This window comes from Plantactinospora sp. CA-290183 (assembly GCF_050936375.1).
Taxonomy (GTDB): domain Bacteria; phylum Actinomycetota; class Actinomycetes; order Mycobacteriales; family Micromonosporaceae; genus Plantactinospora.
The window spans coordinates 1-22,629 of the sequence record NZ_JBNJMX010000040.1 but is presented as its reverse complement, the minus strand read 5'-3'; the positions used below and the strand labels follow the sequence as shown (position 1 = coordinate 22,629).

Annotated in this window: 15 protein-coding genes and 2 pseudogenes; 8 read left to right on the top strand and 9 right to left on the bottom strand. The window is 70.0% G+C overall.

What is annotated here, in order from left to right:
• Positions 1-350: DUF808 family protein (locus tag ACQEUR_RS24800; RefSeq protein WP_433035670.1), on the top strand; the 350-nt coding region annotated here is incomplete at its 5' end.
• A 345-nt stretch (positions 351-695) separates the two neighbouring features.
• On the top strand, positions 696-4,130 hold the full coding sequence (locus ACQEUR_RS24795; protein WP_433035667.1) for a hypothetical protein: 3,435 nt from the start codon (positions 696-698) through the stop codon (positions 4,128-4,130).
• A 193-nt stretch (positions 4,131-4,323) separates the two neighbouring features.
• Here ACQEUR_RS24795 and ACQEUR_RS24790 read toward each other — a convergent pair whose 3' ends face one another.
• Entirely contained in the window at positions 4,324-4,446 is a 123-nt protein-coding gene (locus ACQEUR_RS24790; RefSeq protein WP_433035664.1) for a hypothetical protein, read from the bottom strand.
• A gap of 415 nt (positions 4,447-4,861) precedes the next feature.
• Here ACQEUR_RS24790 and ACQEUR_RS24785 point away from each other — a divergent pair, with 415 nt between their 5' ends.
• Positions 4,862-6,046, top strand: a complete 1,185-nt coding sequence (locus ACQEUR_RS24785; RefSeq protein WP_433035661.1) for an aminotransferase class I/II-fold pyridoxal phosphate-dependent enzyme — start codon at positions 4,862-4,864, stop codon at positions 6,044-6,046.
• Positions 6,047-6,219: 173 nt separating this feature from the next.
• On the opposite strand, the gene ACQEUR_RS24780 is transcribed toward ACQEUR_RS24785, so the two are convergent.
• Positions 6,220-9,972 carry a hypothetical protein gene (locus ACQEUR_RS24780; RefSeq protein ID WP_433035658.1) on the bottom strand — a complete coding sequence of 1,251 codons (3,753 nt, stop codon included), beginning with the start codon at positions 9,970-9,972 and terminating at the stop codon, positions 6,220-6,222.
• Between the two features lie 312 nt (positions 9,973-10,284).
• Between ACQEUR_RS24780 and ACQEUR_RS24775 the strand changes: the two genes are divergently transcribed.
• The 3 genes from ACQEUR_RS24775 to ACQEUR_RS24765 all read left to right on the top strand — a co-directional run bounded on the left by ACQEUR_RS24775 (position 10,285) and on the right by ACQEUR_RS24765 (position 14,472).
• Complete coding sequence (locus ACQEUR_RS24775; protein WP_433035655.1) at positions 10,285-13,119, top strand: AfsR/SARP family transcriptional regulator; 2,835 nt, start codon at positions 10,285-10,287, stop codon at positions 13,117-13,119.
• A 79-nt stretch (positions 13,120-13,198) separates the two neighbouring features.
• A complete protein-coding gene (locus ACQEUR_RS24770) occupies positions 13,199-14,050 on the top strand; it encodes an LLM class flavin-dependent oxidoreductase (RefSeq protein WP_433035652.1) in 852 nt (283 codons plus the stop codon).
• On the top strand, positions 14,047-14,472 hold the full coding sequence (locus tag ACQEUR_RS24765; RefSeq protein ID WP_433035649.1) for a nucleoside deaminase: 426 nt from the start codon (positions 14,047-14,049) through the stop codon (positions 14,470-14,472). Before ACQEUR_RS24770 ends, ACQEUR_RS24765 begins: the two co-directional genes overlap by 4 nt.
• 32 nt (positions 14,473-14,504) lie before the next feature.
• On the opposite strand, the gene ACQEUR_RS24760 is transcribed toward ACQEUR_RS24765, so the two are convergent.
• The 5 genes and pseudogenes from ACQEUR_RS24760 to ACQEUR_RS24740 form a co-directional block, all read right to left on the bottom strand.
• Positions 14,505-15,377: a peptidoglycan-binding protein gene (locus tag ACQEUR_RS24760; protein WP_433035646.1), complete on the bottom strand. Its 873-nt coding sequence runs from the start codon at positions 15,375-15,377 to the stop codon at positions 14,505-14,507.
• Positions 15,378-15,549: 172 nt separating this feature from the next.
• Positions 15,550-16,266, bottom strand: coding sequence for a dihydrofolate reductase family protein (locus ACQEUR_RS24755; RefSeq protein ID WP_433035643.1), 717 nt, complete (start codon positions 16,264-16,266; stop codon positions 15,550-15,552).
• A gap of 98 nt (positions 16,267-16,364) precedes the next feature.
• A pseudogene (locus ACQEUR_RS24750) lies at positions 16,365-17,589 on the bottom strand (RNA polymerase sigma factor).
• Positions 17,586-17,945: a YciI family protein gene (locus tag ACQEUR_RS24745; protein WP_433035640.1), complete on the bottom strand. Its 360-nt coding sequence runs from the start codon at positions 17,943-17,945 to the stop codon at positions 17,586-17,588. The pseudogene ACQEUR_RS24750 and the gene ACQEUR_RS24745 overlap by 4 nt, the downstream one beginning before the upstream one ends.
• Positions 17,946-18,262: 317 nt before the next feature.
• Positions 18,263-18,877 (bottom strand): TetR/AcrR family transcriptional regulator, encoded by a 615-nt coding sequence (locus ACQEUR_RS24740; RefSeq protein WP_433035637.1) that lies wholly within the window; start codon positions 18,875-18,877, stop codon positions 18,263-18,265.
• A gap of 105 nt (positions 18,878-18,982) precedes the next feature.
• On the opposite strand from ACQEUR_RS24740, the gene ACQEUR_RS24735 reads away from it, so the two are divergent.
• Positions 18,983-20,665 carry an MMPL family transporter gene (locus ACQEUR_RS24735; RefSeq protein WP_433035634.1) on the top strand — a complete coding sequence of 561 codons (1,683 nt, stop codon included), beginning with the start codon at positions 18,983-18,985 and terminating at the stop codon, positions 20,663-20,665.
• A 177-nt stretch (positions 20,666-20,842) separates the two neighbouring features.
• Positions 20,843-21,175 carry an MMPL family transporter gene (locus ACQEUR_RS24730; protein WP_433035631.1) on the top strand — a complete coding sequence of 111 codons (333 nt, stop codon included), beginning with the start codon at positions 20,843-20,845 and terminating at the stop codon, positions 21,173-21,175.
• Positions 21,176-21,433: 258 nt separating this feature from the next.
• Here ACQEUR_RS24730 and ACQEUR_RS24725 read toward each other — a convergent pair whose 3' ends face one another.
• Together ACQEUR_RS24725 and ACQEUR_RS24720 are read right to left on the bottom strand one after the other, a co-directional pair.
• Positions 21,434-21,565 (bottom strand): hypothetical protein, encoded by a 132-nt coding sequence (locus ACQEUR_RS24725; RefSeq protein ID WP_433035628.1) that lies wholly within the window; start codon positions 21,563-21,565, stop codon positions 21,434-21,436.
• Positions 21,566-21,747: 182 nt separating this feature from the next.
• A pseudogene (locus ACQEUR_RS24720) lies at positions 21,748-22,173 on the bottom strand (patatin-like phospholipase family protein); the annotation flags it as partial.
• Between the last annotated feature and the right edge of the window lie 456 nt (positions 22,174-22,629).

Genomic DNA, 22,629 nt, shown 5'->3' with positions numbered 1-22,629 from the left:
GCACCGCCGCGATGCTGTGGGTGGGCGGGCACATCCTGCTGGTAGGCGCGGACGATCTGGGTCTGCACTTCCTGTACGGGGCCGTGCACCACCTGGAGGAAGTCGCTCACGACGCCACGGGTGTGCTCGGCGGGTTCTTCGGCTGGCTCGTCAACACGGTGGCCAGCGCGATCCTCGGGCTGATCGTCGGCGCGCTGGTCGTGCTGGTCATGACCCTCACGTTCCACCGTCGCAAGTCCACGCCTGCCGCTGCGGCGGGCACGACCCGCACCGACGGCACCATCCCCGCGACGCCGCCCCGTGCGGCTGGGCGTCGCGACGCTTCTGAGGACGGGGCGCCGCGCGTCTGACGTTTCGGCACGGGCACCTCCGGTGGCCGCTCGTCGTCACAGGCCTGGGCCCCGCGCCGGCTGGTGCTCGGCTTCGACGCGGGCCTGGCGAGAAACGCGTTGGCCTGCTCAGCGGCGGAGCCGAGGTGCCGATCGGGAAGTGAATCTTGGATCTTGCGCGACGGAGCGGGACGCGGCAGGATGCGGGGGAAAGCGCTTACCCAACGGTGGGTGATGCGAGATGGAGAACAAAGTGCGACACTGCGTAAACTCGTACCCTTGCCCCTGGCGCTGGCCGTGAGCCTGTCCCTGTTCGGCTCCACCGCTCCGGCTGCGAGCGCTGCCCCTGCGCCCGGTCCGCGCCAGATGGAGTATCTGACCCGCGGCCTGGTCGCCGCCCAGACCCCGGACGGAATATTCCTGAGTTGGCGTTTCCTGGGCAACGAACCTGACGGCATCTCCTGGAACGTCTACCGCAAGGACGGTGGTGCGGACTTCCTGAAGATCGCCACGATCGCGCCCAGGGACGTTGCGCCCGAGAGCGACTACGACACGAACCCCGGCATCGTGAAGGAAGACGTCACCCCGTCCAACTACACCGACCCGAACGGCGTTCTCGGCTCCGTCTACGAGGTCGCGCCGGTCATCGACGGCGCCGAGGGCGAGCGACAGGGCATGAGCGTGCCCATGCTGTCAGCCCTGGCCGGCCAGGCAGGCCAGGCCAACCGGGGCGCGGCGAACTACATCCCGCTCAAGCCTGCGCCGGCTCCCGTGCCGCTCGCGCACTTCACCTACCGCGACCAGCGGTTCGGCCCCGGCACCAATCTGAACGCGGCCAACATGGTCGTCCCGGGCACGGGAAACCAGAACTGGTACGTCGTCGACATGGATCTGCTCAGAGGGTTCCGTGTGGCGTACGACGATCAGGCGACCGTGACTCAGGAGCAGCTCGACGCCTGGGTCGCCAAGCTCAACGAGTACAACACGACGCCCAACGCTCTCGGCGTCGCCACGTACGCCACCGCCCGGCCCCTGACCAATTCCCTCGTGGCCGGCAAGATCACGGAAGCGCTGTACGACGAGCTGGAAGCCGAGTTCATCAAGTACGTGAAGAACCTGGACGCCGGCACGTCGCTTCCCTACGCGAAGACCAGCACCGGCGCGGTGTACACGTCGCAGAGCAGCGCCTACGCCACGCACGACATGACGGTGGGCGACTTCGACGGCGACGGCGAATACGAGATCGTCGTCAAGTGGCGCAGCACCCAGCAGGACCCCATGTACTCCGAGCCGATCTTCAATGGCAGCAACACCACCACCGCTCCCGAGTACGTCGATGCGTACAAGCTGGATGGCACCCTGCTGTTCCGTGTCGACATGGGCTATAACGTGCGGGCGGGCAACGACCACGAGACCACCCTGTTCGCCGAGGACTTCGACCGTGACGGCAGGTCCGAGCTGATGCTCAAGACCGCCCTGGGCACCCGCATCGGCAACTGGGACGAGGCGTCGCAGTCCGTCGTCTATCCGAACACCCTTGACACCGTCGTCGGCGGCGAGGACGGCCTGAAGGCGACCACGGACAGGTTCAAGGAATACTTCGCCACCGGCGACACCGGTGCTCTCGACACCTACTGGTCGCTCCTCAACAGCTTCGCCATCAGCTACCGCAGCCCGGTGGCCGGAAACGGCAACGACGGAGTCAATGATCCGGCTGTCAAACGGTGGATCAAGACATACCACGTCGGCCCGATCGGACCCGCCAAGGACGACCAGGAGTTCTTCTCGGCCTTCAGGTGGGACGCCGATGCCGGCAAGGGCGTACTCGTGGACAGCGCCCGGTATCCGTTCCCCTACAAGGGCAGCGTCGACGGCGACAACTGGGCCATGACACCCGCCACCCAGCGCGGCAACTTCTCCTACCTGGCCTACCCCGGCCCCGGCGCCGGCAGCGGCCCCGCCGACTACAAGTCGCAGATGATGGCCCCCTCGGAGGCCTACTGGCTGGAGAATCCGTGGAAGGCGGCGTCGTGGGGCGACGCGCAGGGCAACCGCGCCAACCGCTACGTCGGCGTCGTGGCAGCCCTGGACGGCAAGAACAACTACGCGGTCTCCCAGCGCGGCTATTACGCACGGACGACCTTCGCCGCCTTCAACATCGTGAACGGCAAGGTCAACCTCCAGGCCAGCTTCGACTCGGCCGACCCGCGGTACTGGTCCCTGGGCGGCACCGCCTACGACTACCAGAACCGCGGCAACCACTTCACCGACTCCGCCGATCTCGACGGCGACGGCCGGGACGAGATCGTGATGAAAGCCATGGTCCTCGGCCTGAGCGCCGACGGTACCAAGATCTTGCCCAAGGTGATCAACGGCGACACCATGCCCACGATCGAGGGGCAGAACAGCGTCCCGCCGGTTGCCAACAGCTTCGAGTTCGCCACCGACGAGGTCCGGAACAACCCGCGCAACGAGTGGGCACCGCTCCGCCACGGCGACCGCAGCGCGCTGCTCCCGGTCGACAAGGACAACAACATCCGCATGTGGTCCGGCAGTGAGGAGAACCTGTACGACGACATCCGCACCGGCAGGCAACGGGGTTGGTTGCCCGGCCCGGAGGCGCACGACCCGTTGAAGGGCATGCGGCGCGACGACCAGGGCGAGGTCGTCCGGGAAAACTCGATGATCTTCGGTGTCTACGCCGGCACTGACGCCGAAGGCGCGGTGGCCGGCAACTTCTCCAACCGCTGGCCCGGTGCGCAGGGATACTCACAGAACGGCGCCCGGAGCATGCTCACCGGCGAGCTCCTGAACGGCAGCAACAACCTGAGCAGCGGCCAGTACGCCATCTGGTTCGGCGGCGGCCTGACGGCGATGGCCGTCAGCGGCGCCACCATCAGCACGGTCGACGATTCGACCTTCGCGACCTCCTCGTATCTCGCGACCGGCATGACGTCGACCGGCAACAAGAGCACCCCCACGCTCAAGGCCGACCTGCTGGGCGACTGGCGCGAGGAGATCGTCCTGCGGGCCAGCGACAACCGTCTGGCCATCGTCAGCACCCTGTCGCCGACCGAGTACGGCATCCGGACGCTGATGCACGACCCGATGTACCGCAACGGGGTGGCGAACAAGAACACCGGTTACGACCAGTTGGGCTTCGCCAGCTTCTACCTGGGCGACGAGGCCGAGCTGCCGTCGATGAGAACCGACATCGCTGTCCCGGCCGCACCCGATACGACCGCTCCGACGATCACGGTGAAGCCGGAGTCGAAGGGCAAGGACGGGGTCTACGGCTCGGTCTCCTTCAAGCTGTTCGACGCCGGCAAGGTCGACAAGCTCACCCTGAACGGAGTCGGGAAGGACCTGACCGACAACGCCTACTCCGATCTCAACCGGGTCGAGCCGGGCACGTTCGGCGGCAAGGCCGGTAGCAACGAGCTGAAGGTGTACGACGTGGCGGGCAATGTCACGACGCTGACCTTCGTACTGGATGTCACCGGCCCGACGGTGACGGTGAAGGACGGCGCGACCGAGACGGTCGGCACGGCTGCGGCCGGGTACGAGGTGGTGTCGTTCAAGCTGTTCGACGAGTACAAGGTCGACAAGCTCACCCTGAACGGGGTCGGGAAGGACCTGACCGACAACACCCACTCCGATCTCAACGGGGCGAAGCCCGGTGTGTTCGGGGCGGTGCTCGGGGCGAACGAGCTGAAGGTGTACGACGTGGCGGGCAACGTCACGACCGTGACCTTCACGCTGGTCGAGCCGAAGCCAGCGGTTCCGGCCTCGGACTCGTAGACGTCTGACGCCAGGGGGAGGGCCGGTCCCGTAAGGACCGGCCCTCCCTGCTGCGACCAGAGCCACCCGGTGCTGTCTCGCAGATCATGAATGCAGCTGGTTGGGCCCGTTGTGACACGAGGCGATCTGAATGGGTCATATCATCGGTGACCGCTGGAAGCTGAAACCGACGCCGAAGCGGGCTGCGCCCCATTCACCATTGCTTTGGCGGCAACTCGACCAGCGGCTCCACTGTGTAGCCGGGCTTCTCGGCCAGGAAAATCGTGCCGTCCTGCGATTCGTTGTGGGCTTCGCCTGCTGCGCCGAGTCGTCCCATGCCGTTCGCTCCAGGTTCACCTGTCGTACCCCTGACCAGGCCCGGAACCTGGACAGAGAGAAGTTTGTCACAACCCATGGTTCGGCGGGGATCGTCCTTCTTCTTCCGCTCGACCTAGTTCTCTCCCTGTTCAGGCTCGCCGCCAAACAGCCCGCGTCGATGTCTTTGTAAGCATGACGCAGGTCACACGACTGTCTTCTTGTGTGCTCATGTTTTCCGTGAAAATAATCTTGAAGCAATCCTGTACCGAGTCGCGCTAATTCGCGAAGGGGTCGAATGACCATCGACCGCCTTACCCTCAGCGAGAGTGCGGCCTGAAGCTCCCCCGACGGCAGTGCGAAGTCGGGCGAGCGGGTCGGCATCACATGCGACGAACCTTCCCCCGTCGATTCAGTGAACAACAGGGTGGTCCCCGGTGAAAATTGATCTTACCGACCCAAGAGTCGAAGCCTTCAAGTCGTGGGTAAGCCAGGACGCCTCGCCATTCTTTCCGCTCGTCGAGGCCAACATCGGCAACACCGTACGCATGAATGGCCGCGAGGCCCTCATGTTCGGATCCTGCGACTACCTGGGACTGTCGCAGAATGCCGAGATCGTCGAGCGGTCCATCGAGGCGATCCGCGCGTTCGGTACCAACACCTACGGCTCTCAGGCATTGTGCGGGCACACCGTACTGCACCACGCGGTCGAGGAGCACCTGGCGAGGATTCACTTCAAAGAAACCGCCCTCATGTTCCCGTCAGGATTCGCGGCCAACCTGGCGGTTCTCACCACGCTGGCCGGACCCGAGGATGTGATCATCAACGACCACACGAACCATGTCTCCATCTTCACGGGTAGCCGGCTGTCCGGCGCAGAGGTACGTACCTTCCTGCACAACGACATGGTTCGACTCGAACGCGTGCTCGCCAAGAGCGGGGATCGGCGGCGGCGAATCGTCGTGGTCGACGGTTTGTACTCTGCCGACGGTGACCTCGCACCTCTGGACCAGATCGTGGATTTGGCGAAGCGCTACGACGCGCTGGTGGTGGTCGACGAGGCACACTCGTTTGGCGTGGTCGGCCCCCGGGGTCTGGGGGCCGCAGACCATTTCGGGGTCCTCGACGATGTCGACGTGGTGGTGGGCACCATGAGCAAGGCCCTGGGGAGTGTGGGTGGATTCGTAGTGGCGAACGAGCAGATCAACCTGATGCTGCGTGCGCTCGCGCCGTCGTACACCAGCTCCCGGGGATCGGCCCCGGCGGTCGCCGGGGCAACCCTCGCGTCACTGGAATACATCGAGAAGCACGGGGCGGATCTGCGCTCCCGCCTGAACGAGAACGTGCAGTACGTGACCAGCACGCTACGCGCGGAAGGCTTCGATCTGCTCGACACGTGCAGCCAGATCGTGCCGGTGCTGATCGGGTCGGAGGAGAAGACGGCGGCGGTGGCCCGTTGGCTGATGGACAACGGCGTGTTCACCGCCGCGTTCGTGGCACCGACCGTGCCGAAGAACAAGGGCCGACTCCGCATCGGAGTGACAGCCACCCACACTCTCGAGGAGTGCAGGCAACTCTGTGTGGCACTGAAGCAGGCCGACGAGAAGTTCTCCCTGACCTGAGCCGCCCGGCCGGGGGCCGGTCAGGACTCCTCGACGTACTCCTCGCTGGTGCGCCCGGCGGCCACACTCCACTGGCCTGGCGAGGATTGCCGGACGCCGGGGTCGATGAATCCGCGTTCGTCCAGCCAGGGGCCGAGGGAATTCGGGGGAGTCCTCCCGCTGGCGCCTCCCGGTCAGCCGGGTCCACCCACCGGACAGGGGGAGTGGTAGGCATGGTCGGGGAAGTAGCGCTCCCACTCGGAGCGGGACACCGGCGCCGGCACCATCGCACAGACCTTCCGGGCCACCTCCTGCGGATCGACGTCCCAGAGCAGCCCCGTCCAGTCTTCGCTGCCGGTCAGGAGGGTGTGTCCGTCCGGGGCGACGGCGAGGGCGTCGACGGGCTTGGCGTGGCCGGTGAGGGTCCCCAGTTCGGCCGTTCGACGCGGATCGGTGGCGTCCCAGAGCCGCACCGTGCGATCGGAGCTGGCGGTGACCAGCACGCCGCCGGCGGCGAACGCGACGGCGTTGACGCCGTCGGTGTGTCCGCTCAGCGTGCCCCGGTGCGCGGTTGCCCGCGGGTCGGCGACGTCCCAGAGCCGTACCTCGCGGTCCTCGCCCGCACTGGCCAGGGTGCGACCGCTGGGACTGAACGCGAGGGCCTTCACGGTGTCGGCGTGCCCGGTCAGGACGGCGCCCGCAACCGGTGCACTTCGGTTGGTCAGGTTCCAGAGCCGCACGGTGCGGTCGGCGCCGCCGGTCGCGAGAAGTCGCCCGTCGGTCCGGAACGCGACCGACTCCACCGCTCCGGCATGTCCCTTCAACACGGCGATCGGAGTCCCAACGCCTGCGGTGGTCACGTCCCACAACCGCAGCACACCATCCTGACCGGCGGTGGCAAGCAGGCCGCCCCGTGGGTCGAAGGCCAACTCCTCGACGGAGGCCGGATGGGCGAGCGACCGGACCGGTGTGTCCGGTGGACGCGGACCGGCCTGTCGCCACAGCCGCACGGTGCGGTCGTGGCCGGCACTGGCCAGCATGCCTCCGTCAGGGCTGAAGGCGACCGAGTTGACCGCTGCGGCGTGGCCGAGCAGCCTGCCGGCCTCCCGGGGCTGTCCCGAGGGGTCCAGGTCCCACAGCCGTACGGTGCGGTCGTAGCTGCCGCTGGCCAACCGGCGCCCGTCGGGGCTGATCGCCACCGCGTACACGGAGCTGGCATGGCCGAGCAGCCACGGGCCGGGCAGGCGCCACAGTCGGGTGACATGGTCACTTCCCCCGGTGACGATGGTCCGCCCGTCCGGGCTGAACGTCACGGAGTTCACCGCCGCGACGTGCCCGGACAGGCTGGCCACCTGCCTGGGATGCCACACGTCGGCGGTGGCCCAGATCCGTACCGTGGCGTCGGCACCGCCGGAGACGAGGGTGCGCCCGTCGGGGCTGAAGGCGATCGCGCGCACGGCATCGGTGTGCCCGGCCAGGACGGCCCGGGGGCGCGGCTGCCGTGGCTCGGCGACGTCCCAGATGCGGATCAGGCCGTCGTCGCCGGCGGTGGCGACCGCCCCGCCGTCCGGGGTGAAGGCCACCCCGTTGACCGGTCCGGCCCGGTCGGCGAGGGAGACCAGTTCGGGGGCCGGCGGCGGTACACCGGCCGGGCCGGCCGCCCGGTGCACTCGTACGGCGTCGCCGGGACCGGTGACGGCCAGCAGATCGCCGCGGGGACTGAACACGAGCGGCCGGGTGTGGGTGGCGATGGTCCGGCCGTCCGGGCTGAACGCCACCGATCCGCCCCGGAGGCCGTCCCGTTTCGGTGAGAATGCCTGCGGTACCGACTCCGGCAGGGTCCAGCGCAGGACGGCGCCGTCGTCAGCGGCGGCGATCGTCCGCCCGTCCGGGCTGAACATGACCGCGTCGACGGCGCCGCTCGATCCGGTCAGCGTGCCGGACGGACGCGGACGCTGCGGATCCGTGGTGTCCCACAGCCTGACCTCCCGGCCGTCGCCGACGGCCAGCGTGCGCCCGTCTGGGCTGAACGCCACCGACTCGACCGGATTGGCACCGTCGATCTCGGCGGCGTAGGGCGTGGCGAAGGTGCTCAACAGGGCGCCCCGAGCTTCCGGGGTCGGGGACAGCCGGTAGGCGGCGAGTGCGAGTTGGGCGGCCAGGGCCGGTCTGGTGGTGCGCAGCGCGAGGGAAGCGCCGGCGACCCGCTGCGACGTCGCGTCGTCCCGCTGCCGGGTGGCCGCCTGCTCGGCGCGGACCGCCATGCCGCTGGTTGTCACGGCGAGCGCGGTCAGGACGCCGAGCGTCGCCGCGAGCACCCGCAGGCGCCGGTTGCGCCGGTCGGCGGCGATCTGTTCGGCGTCCCGGGCGGCGACGCCGGCGGCGAGGAACCGGCTCTCGCGCGCGCTGAGGCGGGGCTCGGCCGCCCGGGCCCAGCTGTGCGCGGTGGCGAGGCGCACGCCCCGGTAGAGGTAGCCGGGATCGCGGCCGTGCGCGTCCCAGTCCCTGGCCGCCGCGGCAAGGTCCTGATGTACGCGCCGGCCGTCGCGGTCCTCCGCGAGCCAGCCGCGCAACCGGGGCCAGCACTGGATGAGCGCCTCGTGGGTGATCTCCACGCTCTCCCGGTCGAGGGTGATCAGTCGGGCTGCGGCGAGGCGGGTCAGCACGGCGACGCTGTCCGGATCCGAACCCACCTCCTCCCGGTGGAGACGGCGTTTGGTGTCCGCGGTGCCCTCCCCGGGGGCAGTCAGCTGCAACAGCAGGTGCCGGACCAGTCGTTGCTGGTCGGCCGGGAGCGCGCGGTACAGGGTTTCGGCGGTGTGCGCGAGGGCGCCGTCGATGCCGCCGGCGGCCTGGAACCCGGCGAGGGTGAGGGCGTTGCCCCGACGCCGGTACCAGGTCTGCAGCAGGGCATGCGAGAGCAGGGGCAGCACGCCCACCTGGCCGTTGGCCTGCGCCACCAGCGTGACCAGCAGGGCGGTCTCGACGCTGTAGCCCGCCCGCCCGGCGGGTTCGGTGACCGCGCGGCGGAGTTCGTCGGCCGTCATCGGACCCACGATCAACGGGGCGTCGTTGAACAGCGGAGCCAGTTGGGGATCGTCGGTGCAGTGGGCGAAGAAGTCGGCGCGCAACCCGAGCACGACCCGGCAGCGGCTGTCCGGGGTCCGTACGGCGTGTGCGAGCAGGCCGACGAACCGGGCGCGTTCGTCCTCGTCGCGGCAGAGCGTGAAGATCTCCTCGAACTGGTCGACGACGAACAGCAACTCGGTGCCGGAACCGGCGACAGCCGCCACCGCCATCCGGTGCAGCCCCTCCGGGCCACGGGCCAGCTCGGTACGCACCGTCTCCGGGCTGTCGCCGCCGAGTCCGGCCAGTGCCCGGGCGCACTCCCGGAGCGGACTCGCCCCGGGCGTGCAGAGCAGCGTCGGCCGACCGCCGGCGCGGGTCCGTTCCCGCGCGAGCAGACCGGCGCGCAGCAGGGACGACTTCCCCGCCCCCGACGCGCCGATGACGGGCACGAACCGTTGCCGGGAGAGCCGGGCCGCCAGTTCATCGAGCAACCGTTCCCGGCCGAAGAACCGGTACGCGTCGCCGACCTCGAAGGCGGCCAGGCCCACGTACGGCGCGTCCCGGCCCGGATCGTCCGCCGGGCCGCCCGGAGCACCCGCGTCGGGCCCGCTGGCCAGCTCTGCGGCCGCCATCCGCCACCGCTGTTCCCACTCGTCGACGTCCCCGCCGCAGGCGCGCACGTACGCCAGGGTCACGGCCAGACTGGGCAGTTTGCGGCCGGCGGCGGCCTCGGACAGGGTCGCGACCGAGTAGTGCACCTGTCGGGCCAGCACCCGGTAGGTCGGATTGCCGGCCGCCCGGCGTAGCTGGCGCAGGTCGGCCGCGAACCGCAGGAGCACACCGTCGCCGGGGTCGAGTGGTCGTTCCCTCCGTGGCATACCAGCCTCCCGGTCGGCCCTTCGCCCGTCGCCGATTCTGCCAAGCCGGCGTCGCCGCCAGAGCCGACTGACGGATTCCGGATCCGCCGCGAGCCGATCGAGGCGGTTGTTCGGCGGTTGTTTGTCCACCGCGCCACCCGCCGATGCCGAACAACGAAACGCGCTAGACGTGTTCGGAGTGGCGTAGCGACGACGACGCCCGTGCTGTCGAGGAGGAAGGCCGGGGCGGAAGTGCCGGCTGGGTCGTACGTCGAACTGCGTAGCTCGGAAGCCGCGCGGTGGCCGATCCGACGGCCGATCCACCGTTCCACCATGGGGGATGTGAAGCGGATGCCGTCTGATGTGTCGAGCCCAGCGTTCGGTGTGCTCGGGCCGTTGGAGGTGGCGGTGGACGGGCGGAGGGTGCCGGTCCGATCGCCGAAGCAGCGCAGTCTGCTCGCCGGGCTGCTGCTGAATGCCGGCCGGTCCGTCCCGCTCGGTGAACTGGCCACGGTGATCTGGGGTCCGGAGCAGCCGGCGAATCCCCGCTGCGGCGTCCAGGTGTGCGCCACCCGCCTCCGTGCCCTGCTGGCCGAGGCGGGTTGCCCGCAGATCATCCTTACCAGCACGGACGGTTACCTGATCGACGTACCGCAGGAGCAGGTCGACCTCGGTCGGTTCCACCGCTGGCTGGCGGAGGCCGACCAGGCGGCCGGGCAGTCGGACGCGGTGCGTGAGGCCGCCGCACTGCGGGCCGCGCTGGCGCAGTGGCGGGCCGACCCGCTGGCCGACGTACGGTCGGAGGCGTTGCAGCGCGAGGCGGTTCCCCGGCTGTGGGCGCAACGCCTCAATGCGCTGGAGCGCCGGTTCGACGCGGAGCTGCGTCTCGGTCGGTACGCGGAGATCATCGACGAGCTGTTCGAGACGGTCGCCCGGGAACCTCTGCGCGAGCGCTTCTGGGGTCAGCTGATGACCGCCCTGCACCGCGACGGTCGCCGGGCCGACGCGCTGGCCGCGTACCACGAGGCGCGACGGCATCTGGCCGAGGAACTCGGCATCGACCCCGGCGACGACCTGCGGCGGCGGCACGCCGAGGTCCTCGCCGGGACGGAAGCCGGCAGCGTCGGCGTGGTCCTTCCCGTGGTGCCGAGGCAACTGCCGTCGGAGGCACCCGCCTTCACCGGCAGGGCACGGGAGGTCGCCGAGCTGACGAACCTGCTCGCCGGGCGCGGAATGCGGGGCGGGCCGGGCTCACCGACGGTCGTGGTGGTCAGTGGCACCGCCGGGGTGGGCAAGACCGCACTCGCTCTGCACTGGGCCCGCCGGGTGGCCGACCGGTTTCCCGACGGCCAACTGTGGCTCAACCTGCGGGGTTACGACCACCGCCCCGCCATGACCACCCAGCAGGCGCTGACCCTGCTGCTGCGCGCCCTGGGCGTGCCGGACGCCGACGTGCCCCCGGACGTCGACAGCCAGAGCGGCCTCTACCGGTCCCTGATGGACGGCCGTCGGGCGCTCGTCGTGCTCGACAACGCCGGCACGGCGGAGCAGCTCCGACCGTTGCTGCCCGGCAGCCCGGACAGTCTCACGCTGCTGACCAGTCGGGACCAGTTGACCGGTCTGGTCGCCATCGATGGCGCACACGCGATCGAGTTGGAGCTGTTCACCGCCGAGGAGGGCCTCGAACTGCTGGTCCGCCGGCTCGGCGCGGCCCGGATCGCCACCGAACCCGTCGCCGCCCGCGAGGTTGTCGAACGCTGCGCCCGGCTACCCCTCGCGCTCGCGATCGCCGCGGCCCGGGCGGCGCAGCGCCCCCGGTTGCGGCTCGCCGCGCTCGCCGGGCAACTGCGCTCGGCCCGGGAACGGCTCGACGAGTTCAGCAGCCCGGACATCGCCACCGACCCGCGCGCGGTCTTCTCCTGGTCGTACCGGTCGCTCGGTGTTCCGGCGGCCCGGCTGTTCCGGCGACTGGGTGCACACCCGGGACCGGACATCTCGGTCACCGCGCTGGCGTGCCTGGTCGGAGCGCCAATCGAGCGGGTACGTCAGCCGCTGGCGGAACTCAGCCGGGCGCACCTGCTGGTCGAGCAGGACGACGGCCGGTACACCCTGCACGACCTGCTCCGCGCCTACGCGGCCGAGCTCGCCTCCAGCCACGACAAACCGCCCGACCGCCGGTCGTCGCTGCGCCGTCTGCTGGACCACTACCTGCACACCGGGCACGTCGCCGCCAGGCTGATCGAACCGCTGCGGGACCCGCTGGTCCTGCCACCGTCCGCGGCCGGTGTGACCATACGGCCGCCGGCGACCCGGGAGGCGGCCCTCACCTGGTTCGCGGACGAATACGCCGGGCTACTCGCCGCGATCGAGTGCGCCGCCGGCGCCGGATTCGACACGCACACCTGGCAACTGGTCTGGACGCTCGCGGACTTCCAGCAGTGGCGGGGGCACTGGCACGACCGGGCCGCCCTGCTGCGGATGGCACTCGAGACGACCCGGCGGCTGGGTAACCGGGCGGAACAGGCTCGGGCCCACCGGGGCCTGGGTTACGCCTACACCCGCCTGGGGCGCGACGACGACGCCCACACGCACCTGCGACATGCCCTGGACCTTTACGTCCGACTCGCGGACCAGGTCGGCGAGGCCCGTGCCCACCACGGACTGTCGTACGTGCTCGAACGGCAGGGCAACCACCACGGCGCGCTCTGGCACGCCCAGCGGGCCCTGGACCGGTATCCGGCCGACGGGCACCGGGCACACCGGGCCCGGGCGGTCGGCTCGGTGGCCTGGTGTCATGCGCGGCTCGGCGATCACCACCAGACGCTGCACCACTGCATCCAGGCGCTGAGCCTGCTCTGTGGGACGGGCGACCGGGTGGCCGAGGCGGCGACCTGGGACAGCCTCGGCTACGCCCGGCACCACCTCGGTGACCACCACCGGGCCGTCGTCTGCTTCCGCACGGCGCTGCGGCTGCGCCGGGAGCTGGGCCACCGCACCGGGGAGGCGAACACCCTCGTCCATCTGGGCGACACCTTCCAGGCGATGGGTGACCGGCCGGGCGCACGGGGCGTGTGGAACGAGGCGCTGCGGGTGTTGGACCAGCTCGGCGGGGACGAGAGCGTCCGGGTGCGTACCAGGCTCGCCGCGCTCGGGTCCGAGCCGGCGTGATCAGCGCCGGACCCGCCGGGCTGGCGCGGTCGGGCATACGGCGTTCACAGGCCGGATCCACACTGGCTAGCCTGAGACCGTGCTGATTGGCGTGAACGTACCGAACTTCGCCCCGGGTACCGACCCGGACCTCCTGCGACAGTGGGCGCAGACGGTCGAGGGTCTCGGATTCGACCTGCTGATGGTCTCGGATCACATCGCGGTGACCCCGGACGTGGCCGAGCAGTATCCGGCGCCGTTCTACGAGCCGTTCACCACGCTGTCCTGGCTGGCCGGGCTGACCCACCGGGTCCGGCTGGGCACCACGGTGCTCATCGTCCCGTACCGGCACCCGCTGCTCACCGCCCGGATGGCGGCGAACCTCAACCGGCTCAGCGGCGGCCGGCTCGTCCTCGGGGTCGGCGTCGGCTGGGCCCGGCAGGAGTTCGAGGCGCTCGGTGTGCCGTTCCGGCGGCGCGGCGCGCTGACCGACGAGTATCTACAGGTGATGCGCGACGCCTGGCGAAACACCGACGACTACGACACGCCCGCGATCCCGATCTGGGTCGGCGGCAACAGCGACGCCGGCATCCGTCGGGCGGCGCTGCTCGGTGACGCCTGGCACCCGCTGCGGATCACGCCCGGATGGCTGGCCAAGGCGGCCGGGCGGCTGAAGACCACCGCCGACGAACTGGGTCGCCCGGTGCCCGCGTTGACGCCGCGCATCGCACTGCGGGAGACCCGTGAACCGGTGACCGACCCCGACCGGCTCGCCGGTGTCGGCACCATCGACCAGATCCTCGCCGACATCGACCAGATCCGTCTGCTCGGCGCCGAGACGGTGCTGCTCGACCCGTTCAACGGCGACCTGACCGAGATCCGCCACCCCGAACGCGCCTGGCAGACCCTTGCGACCGTGGCCGCGTACCGCACATCCCAGGAGGATCGATGACCCCCGAGGACGAGAAGTTTCTCCGCCGTGCCGTGGAGATCGCCAGCCAGGCCGGGGCGTCCGGCGAACGGCCGTTCGGCTCGTTGCTTGTCGGTGCGGACGGCACCGTCCTGATCGAGGACCACAACACCGTGGTCTCCGACTCGGACATCTCCGCCCACCCGGAACTGAAGCTGGCCCGCTGGGCCGCCCGGCAACTCACCCCCGACGTGGCGGCCGGCACCACCATGTTCACCAGTTGCCAACCCTGCCCGATGTGCGCGACCGCGATCGCCCGGTCCGGCCTCGGCCGGGTCGTCTACGCCCTGTCAGAAGAACAGTTCGAGCAGGTCAAGCCGGCCACCCCGCCGCTACCCCCGGTCCGGTACGAGGGGCCGGCGCTGTTCGACGAGGCGCGCCAGCCGATCGACAGCTATTACTAGAAGGTGCCGGCCCGACCACCGGCCCGGCCGGGCTAGCCTCTGCGGTACGTCTCCCACCAGGTGAACGCCGTCCGGTAGGCCGTCGGGGTGTCGTCAGCGGCGTGGTTGGCCAGGCCGTTCTTGCCGACGTAGTAGTCGTGGACCTGGTTGGCGGCGGCTGGGGCCAGGTCGGAGTCGGAGATGGCGACGGCGTGGATGTGGTAGGGCCACGATCCCTGGGACGGATTGCGCAACCAGGCGGCGAAGCCGACCGTGCGCAGCGCCAGCACCGTCTGCCAGCGCTGGGTGGTCGTCAGATTCGTCACCGAGAGGTCGACCACTCCGCCGCCGTCATGGGTGCCGGCGGAACTGGGGTTCGTCGAGGTGTACGAGCCCTGGCTGAGTACCAGGCTCCACGACAGCAGGGCATCGGCGGCCGCGAGCATGTCGCGGGTGCGCGTGTTGACCCGCACCCCGCCGTACGTGCTGCTCCGCGAGCCGGGGGAGACGGCCCTGGTGACCGTGAACCTGCCGTCGGCGAGGCTGGTCAACGAGGTGGGTCCCGGAAAGCCGTTCGCGTCGAGACCCGAGTATCCCAGCGACCGCTGCCAGGCAGCGTAGGCGGCGACGGTGGAGGTCCCGTAGTGTCCATCGACCGCGCCCGACGAGAGCAGGCCCTTGGCTTGCAGTGCGCGCTCCACCTCCAGGACGTGGGACGCGGCCCCGGGCGTGAGCCCGGTGCCGCTCTTGGGCGGGTCGACCTGGGCGGCGAGGAGGACCATCTCCATGTCGACGACCGGGAGCGCGCGCGCCGAAGCGTCCACGGCGAGCACCGTGTTCGCGCCGACCGCCGCCGCCGCGACGGCCGCGCCACGGGACAGCAACCATCGCCGTGACCGGCCGGTGTGCAGGACGGGCAGGTGCATGACGAACTCCGCTCTTCGTATCGACCTTGACGGATGGTGGGAACCTACAGGATCTTCGTCGATCATGGAAGAAAGTTACCGCTGACTTTCTCGATGTGCTCTCGACAGGGTTGCCGCGTTAGGGGCACCCGGGCACCGGGTGCGGTGCCCGGGTGCGGTCGTGGCGTTGGTTTCAGGCAGCGGGAGAGGCTGCGACTTCGGTCGGACCGCCGCCGCTCCCGCGGTCGTCGAACACGAGTGGCGCGCGCCCGTTGACGGTGTACCGGATGTGCGTGACCCGCGGCGTGTGCACGACCCTGGTGGGTGCGAGCTCGATCGCCTCGAAGTCGCCGAGGTCGAGTCCGCCGTCGAGCAGGCGCATCCCCGCGCCGAGCACCACCGGGGCGATGTGGATCTCCAGCTCGTCCAGCAGGCCGGCTTCGAGTACCTGGCGCAGCAGGTTGCCACCGCCGGCGACGGCGACGTTCTTGCCGTTCGCCGCCGCACGTGCCTGCTCGACCGCGCTGGCGACACCGTCGGTGACGTACGTGAAGCTCGTTCCACCCTTGCGTACCAGGGTCTCGCGGGGACGGTGCGTCACGACGAAGGCCGGCGCGCGGAACGGGGGTTCCTCGCCCCACGGCACCTCACCGCCGTCGGCCATCCGCCTGCCCATGACATATGCACCGGCTGCCTCGAACGTCTCGGCCAGGATCTCCGAGTTCGTGTCCTGCTCCCCGCCGGCGAAGCCCAACCGCTCCCGCCAGGCCATCGCCTCGGTCGCCCAACGGGTGATCCGGAAGAACCCAGCGGCCTCCGCCGATTCCACCCAGCCGCCGTCGCCGGTGTGCTGAGGGCCGGCGTAGTACCCGTCAAGTGAAAGCGACATCTGGGCAGTCACCTTGGTCATCGTCCTCGCTCCGCTCTCTCGCGCCCGTGGTTCGGGCTGCTCACCTGGAGATCGGAGCCGCAGGGTCGATTTCTACCCGCGTGCCGCGACGAACGGGCTCAATCGGTGCAGCGGACGGCCTGCTGCGCGAGAAACCGCTGCTCGGCCCGGCTCCCAGTCAGGCGTGCGGCCTCCCGGTACGCCGTCGCCGCGTCGGCCCGTTCCCCGGCCTGCTCAAGCAGGTGTGCCCGGACCGCCAGCAGCCGGTGATTCCCGGCGAGTGGCCCGGACTCCAACTCGCCGAGCAGCGCCAGCCCAGCCTCCGGGCTCCGCACCATAGCCAGGGCGACCGCTCGGTTGAGCGCGACGATCGGGGTCGGCGCGAGCGCGAGGAGCTGGTCGTAGAGGGCCAGGACCTGCGTCCAGTCGGTGGCGGCGCCGTCGGTGTGCACCGCGCTGATCGCCGCCTGGATCTGGTACGGGCCGAGAGGCTGAATGGCGAGACCGTGGGTGGTCAGAGCGACGCCCTCCGCGATCGCGGCCCGGTCCCACCGCGACCGGTCCTGCTCAGTGAGCGGCACGAGGATGCCACCGGGTCCGGTGCGCGCCGCGCTGCGCGCCTCCGTCAACACCATCAGCGCCAGCAGCCCTACGGTTTCGCCTGAATCGGGCAGCCGGTCGTGTAGTCGACGCGCCAGCGACAAGGCCTGCCGGGTCAGGTCGGTCCGCTGCAGCACCGGCCCGGAACTGGCGCTGTAGCCCTCGTTGAACAGCAGGTACAACACGTGCAACACGGCCTGCAGCCGGGGCCCGCGTTCGGGCTGCGGCGGAAGCTCGAATCGGGCGTCGGTCCCGCAGCCGCTGTTTCGCCCGGGAAATCCGCTGGCCCATCGTCTTCTCCGGCACGAGGAAGGCCGCGGCTATCTCGGCCGTGCTCAGTCCGCCGACCGCGCGCAGCGTCAGTGCCACCTGTGCGGACGGGGTCAGGGCCGGATGGCAGCACAGGAACAACAGCTCAAGCAGGTCGTCGCGCACTGGCTCCAGGTCCGGCGGCGGGGCGACCAGCGCATCGCGCGGGGTGGCCTGCAGAACGGCACGCTCCCGACGTTCCCGGGCAGTGTCAGCGCGCAGTTGATCCAGGTAGCGACGCGCGGCGACCGTCTTCAGCCACCCCAGCGGCTGCGCTGGGACGCCGGTGCGCGGCCACGTGCTGACGGCGGAGATCAACGCCTCCTGTACCGCGTCCTCACACCGGTAGAAGTCGCCGTAGCGGCGTACGAGCGCACCGAGCACCGGGGCAGCGAGCGTCCGCAGCAGTCCCTCGACCGACGCGTCGACCCTCAACGCGGGATCCAGCCGCCCCGCATGAACGGCCACACCTCGACGCTGCCGCCGTAGCGCAGCCCTGGATAGGACTGGGCGATGTCCAGCGCCCGCTGGTCGACGTCGACATCCACCACGAAGAAGGAGCCCACGTACTCCTTCGCCTCCAGGTACGGCCCGTCCGTGACGACCGGACCGCCCTGCGTCATCCGGACCGAGCGGGCGGGCGGTACCAATCCTTCGGCGCTGACCAACTCCCCGGACTCGGCCAGCGCGTCGTTGAACGCGTCGACCTCACCGATGAGCGCGGCGAGGTCGGCCGGCGCGAGCGTGTTCCAGACGTCCTCGTTGCCATAAATGAGCATCAGATACTTCATGGGACAACCCTTCCCGGCAGCGGCGGCGAGAACCGGTGTCCCGATATGCGGGCCGCCGAGCTCCTGCGCACAGACGGCAACGGTACGGCTTCACACTCAGGTACCCGGAGACGGGGGATTCTCCACAGGCGGCCCGCCGACGTACGCGCCGAGGATGGCGGAAAACCTCGGGATCCTCCATTGCGGTGGCGGTGGTACCGCTCGTACGGGATCGACCGGACGCGGCGCGGCTAATCACCCGATCCTCGTCCAGTCAGCCCTACCTCGGGCGGCCTCGGCTTCGGGCCCTGACGAGAGTGGTCGGGCCTAGCTCTACCTCAGCGGGCCTCGAGCGGGGCGACGTAGCCACGCAGCGCCTTCTTCAGTTCGGCAATCAGCGCGTCCCGCTCGGTTCCCTGGGCGGCCCCGATGGGCGGCATCATGGCCGCGACGATGCGCACCGTCACCATCGCGGTGAGGTTCCGTTCCGCGGCGGGAAGCTGGGGGGAACGGGCTTCGATGATGGCTGCCACCCTGCCGACCACCGCCTGCTGCAGCGGACGCGCCGCCCCTCCCAGGCGGGCCGGCATGTCGGTGTTCGCCATCAGGGCTTTCGCGCCCGGGTTCGCCAGGTTGAACGCGATCAGCGGGTCCACCATCCTGTCGATCAGTTCGTCGAGCGTCAGGTCGGTAACCCGCGTCAGGTCGAACGCCGAGGATTGAGCCGCCTTCATCTGCTCCAGCAGTCGGGTGGACAGCGCCTCTGCGATCGCCTCCTTGTTCGGGAAGAACTGGTACAGCGAACCGGGAGAGATGCCGGCGCGGGCGGCGATGGCGTTTGTACTCGTCCCTTCGTACCCGGTCTCCGCGAACAGGACGAGCGCCGCGTCGAGGATGTCCGCGATCCGCTGCCGTCCGCGCGCCTGCCGTTTGACCGGACGCGCCTCAGTCACGCGTGCTCCTCTGCGATGCCGGCAGTCTTGACGAATACGAGTAGTCGCTCGTATTGTCAAAACACGGGCGACCGCTCGTGTTCTGAGCCTAGCAGAGGACCCCGCATGTCTTTGCTGCACCGGCTGGGCGCGTACGTCGCCCGGCGTCGTCGGATCACGCTCGTCACCGGTCTACTCGTGACGCTGGTGTTCGCCGCTGTCGGCGCCGGCGCCATGGGCGTCCTGGTGCTCAACCGTTGGGAGGCGCCCGGCACCGAGTCGGTACGGGCCCAGGAGCTGCTGCAGCGGGAATTCGGTACCGGCAACGCGAACCTGATCCTGCTGGTCACCGCCCGCAGCGGCAACGTGGACGACGCAGCGGCCCGCGCCGCCGGTCAGCAACTGCATGACGACCTGCGGAGCCGGCCGCTCGTCGGGGACGCGTGGTCGTACTGGTCGGAGGGGGGTGACCCGATGCTGCGCGGCTCGGACGGACGGCAGGCGCTGGTCCTGGCCCACGTCGAGGGCGACGCCACGACCGCGCGCGTGGAGATCAGGGAACGGCTGCTGCCTGCCTTCACGCGTACGTCCGACGCGATCGATGTGCGGGTGGCCGGCTCGGAGGCGGTGTCTGCCCAGATCAGCCAGCAGGCGACGATGGACTTCGTCCGAGCGGAGATGCTGATCATTCCCGTGATGGTCATCCTCCTGTTCGCGCTGTACCGGCGGGTGCGGCTGGCCCTGCTGACCCTCGGCATCGGACTGTTTGCCGTGTTCGGCACGCTGGCCGGCCTCCGTCTCCTGGCCGGAGTCACCGAGGTGTCGACCTTTGCCGCCAACATCACGTTGGTCATGGGGGTCGGTCTCGGCGTCGACTACAGCCTCTTCGTCATCGCGCGGTTCCGCGAGGAACTGGCCACCGGCGCGCGGGTGCCAGATGCGGTGGCGACGACGGTCCGCACCGCGGGCCGTACGGTCATCTTCAGCGGGCTCACTGTCGCCGCCTCCCTGTCCGCGCTGCTCGTGTTCCCGTACTCGTTCCTGCGCTCGTTCGCCTACGCCGGCATCCTGGTCGTCGGGTTCGCGGTGTTCGGCTCGCTGACCCTGCTGCCCGCGGCGCTCGCCGTGCTCGGCCCCCGGGCGCTCCGGCGGGGAAGAGCGCCAGACGCGGCCGGTGGCAGGGGCTGGTACGGCTTCGGCGCCCTGGTGATGCGCCGGCCGCTGCTGTTCGCCACCGCCGGGCTCGTCCTGATCGCAGTGCTCGGCTCACCGGCGCTGGGACTGCGGATCGGCCTGCCCGACGACCGGGTGCTGCCGCCGTCGGCGTCCACCCGTCAGGCGTACGACGAGCTGCGGGCCAACTTCGCCCAGGAGGCAAATGACGCCATCCACATCGTCGCCCCCGCCGGCCGGCCAGACGCGACAACCGGGTACGCCGCTCAACTCTCGCGGATCGACGGCATCGCCGGTGTCAACTCGGGCGCCGGCGTCTTCGTCGACGGTGTGCTAGCCCGCCCGGCGCCAAATCCGGAGCGGCTGACCAGCCAGTCGGGCACCCGCCTGGAGGCGATCCCGACCCGCGACGTGCTCGCCGGCACCGAGGTCTCCGACCTCGTCGAGCGGATCCGGGCCGAGCCGACACCCTTCGGTCGCGTGCTGGTCGGCGGGTACCCGGCCGAGCTGACCGACTTTCGGTCCACCTTGATGGAGCGGGTACCGCTGGTCGCCGCGCTGATCCTCGCCATCACCTTCGTACTGCTGATGCTGATGTCGGGCAGCCTGCTCATCCCGTTCGAGCCTGAGCGCTGAAGACCCCATCGGCCTCGATGTATTCGGCGCGCTGGTGTTCGTCACCAGGCGCTCTCGTCCTCGGCTACCGCGATCAGCTGGACCTGCTGCCCATTCGACCTGCGTCGCATACGGAGCGCCGCGGGCTGCGAAGGTGTTCATGCTCTCCCGGATCAAGGAGCGGTACGAGATACCGGCGTGCTTCCCGCGGTCCTGGAGGGGCTGCAACGCAGTGCTCCCCTGATCACCTCCGCGGCCGTCATCCTGGCAGTGTCGTTCTCGCTCTACGCCACCGGCAGCGTCATGTATCTCCAGATGATCGGAATCGGTGTCGCGATCGCGATCCTCGTCGACGCGACCATCATCCGCGCCGTTCTGGTGCCGGCCTTTATGCGCCTCGCCGGGCGAGCGAACTGGTGGGCGCCTGCCCCGCTGCGCCGGCTGCATCGCCGGCTCGACCCGCACGCCGCCCGGCCACCGACCACTGTGGAAAGCGCCCGACCGGCACGGACCTCCGCGACCGCCGGGTGACCGCGTTCTATCCAGCGCACGGATCGACCGACCGCGCGAACTGCCCGGCATTCGCGCCTCGCCCGCGACGTAGGCGACACCGGCTCGGCAGGGAGACGCAGCGCGCGGAGTGCGGCGACGATGGGTCAGGCCCGTGCCGGTGGATCCACTGCAACTCGCCGGGGCGGGGCAGCGGACGTCGTAGGGCCGTCGGCGTCGATGTCGGTCTCGAGCATGCGCTCAATGACCATCGCGCAGGCGGAAGCGAGTCCAGCAGGCTCATGACGCGTACTCCCAACGCCGGCCGCCGCGCCGCAGGTACCAGCGTTCGGTGAACCAGGGGCCGGTGAGCACGCGGTGACCGTCGAGTTCGAGCAGTACACAGGCGTTGGCGACCCGGGTCAGTCGCACGCGCGGGAGCAGATCGCGGCACGCATCCCATCTGCGTGACCGCGCACCGCAGGGGTTCTCAGGGTCGCGGGCAGGGGATCCGCCGGAGGCGCCGTGATCCGGTGCGCGACCATGATCTTGAGCATGACGAAGCGGAGTTCGCCCTGATCGCCGCGCCGCTCGCGATGGTCGGCTACGCGGCGTTACATCGGCAATCGGCGGCGTTGCGCAGGCCAGTTTCGAGTGCGTGGACTGGCCGTCAGTTGAGCTTCGTTGCACGGATCTGGTCCACGTTGAATCCCGGCCTGGTCGGGTCCAGCCAGGCTTGCATACGGCGTCGCGTGGGGTCGAGCATGGCTGTCGCCGGTCGTGCAGGCGCGGCGTTCGGTGTCCACGGCGACGTGCGGCACCCAGGCGCTGCCATGGCTCCAGGGGCAGTCGGAGCAGCGCAGGTAGAAGTGGTGATGGGCACGATCCGGCCACCGCTGTAGGCTCCCGGCAGCAGGGTCCACGTTGGCGAGCGAGCGTACGCCGCCGTCCATGTACCGTCGTCCGTTGATCGTGACGGGTGGCCAGATCAGCGGGACGGCGCAACTGGCCGCGACCGCGTCGATCAGGTGCCGCCGCCTCGGCGTAGGCCATCGCGCGGTTTCGGTGCTCGACGGCGATCAGCAGCCGCTGATCCCATGTCCTGGTCGGTGCCGTCGTTCGATGACCGCGCGCCGTTCGGCTTCGGAGACGGTTCTCGCCCGTAGCGCGGCTCGCCCCAGCCAGGCTCGACCGTGACGCCGGTCGCCGGGCCACCCGGCCGCGAGCAGGAAACGCAGGATGGCTCCGATGCCGATCCGGCGAAGGTCGCCGGGCTGTAGTCTGAGCGGCGTAGATGTCCGCGACGCAGGTCTGCCAGTGAGTTGCTGGCGACCACCTGCCGATGCCGATGGCGGTATCGCGGCGGAAGATCGGCCTTTTCGGCGAAGGCCAGCAGGCCGTCCAGCGACACCATTCACGCCACCGCCGCCGATAACGTCGATCGGTCGGCATCCACATGTCTCCCCGCGGCGCCCGCGGGCCCCGACCAGCCGCTC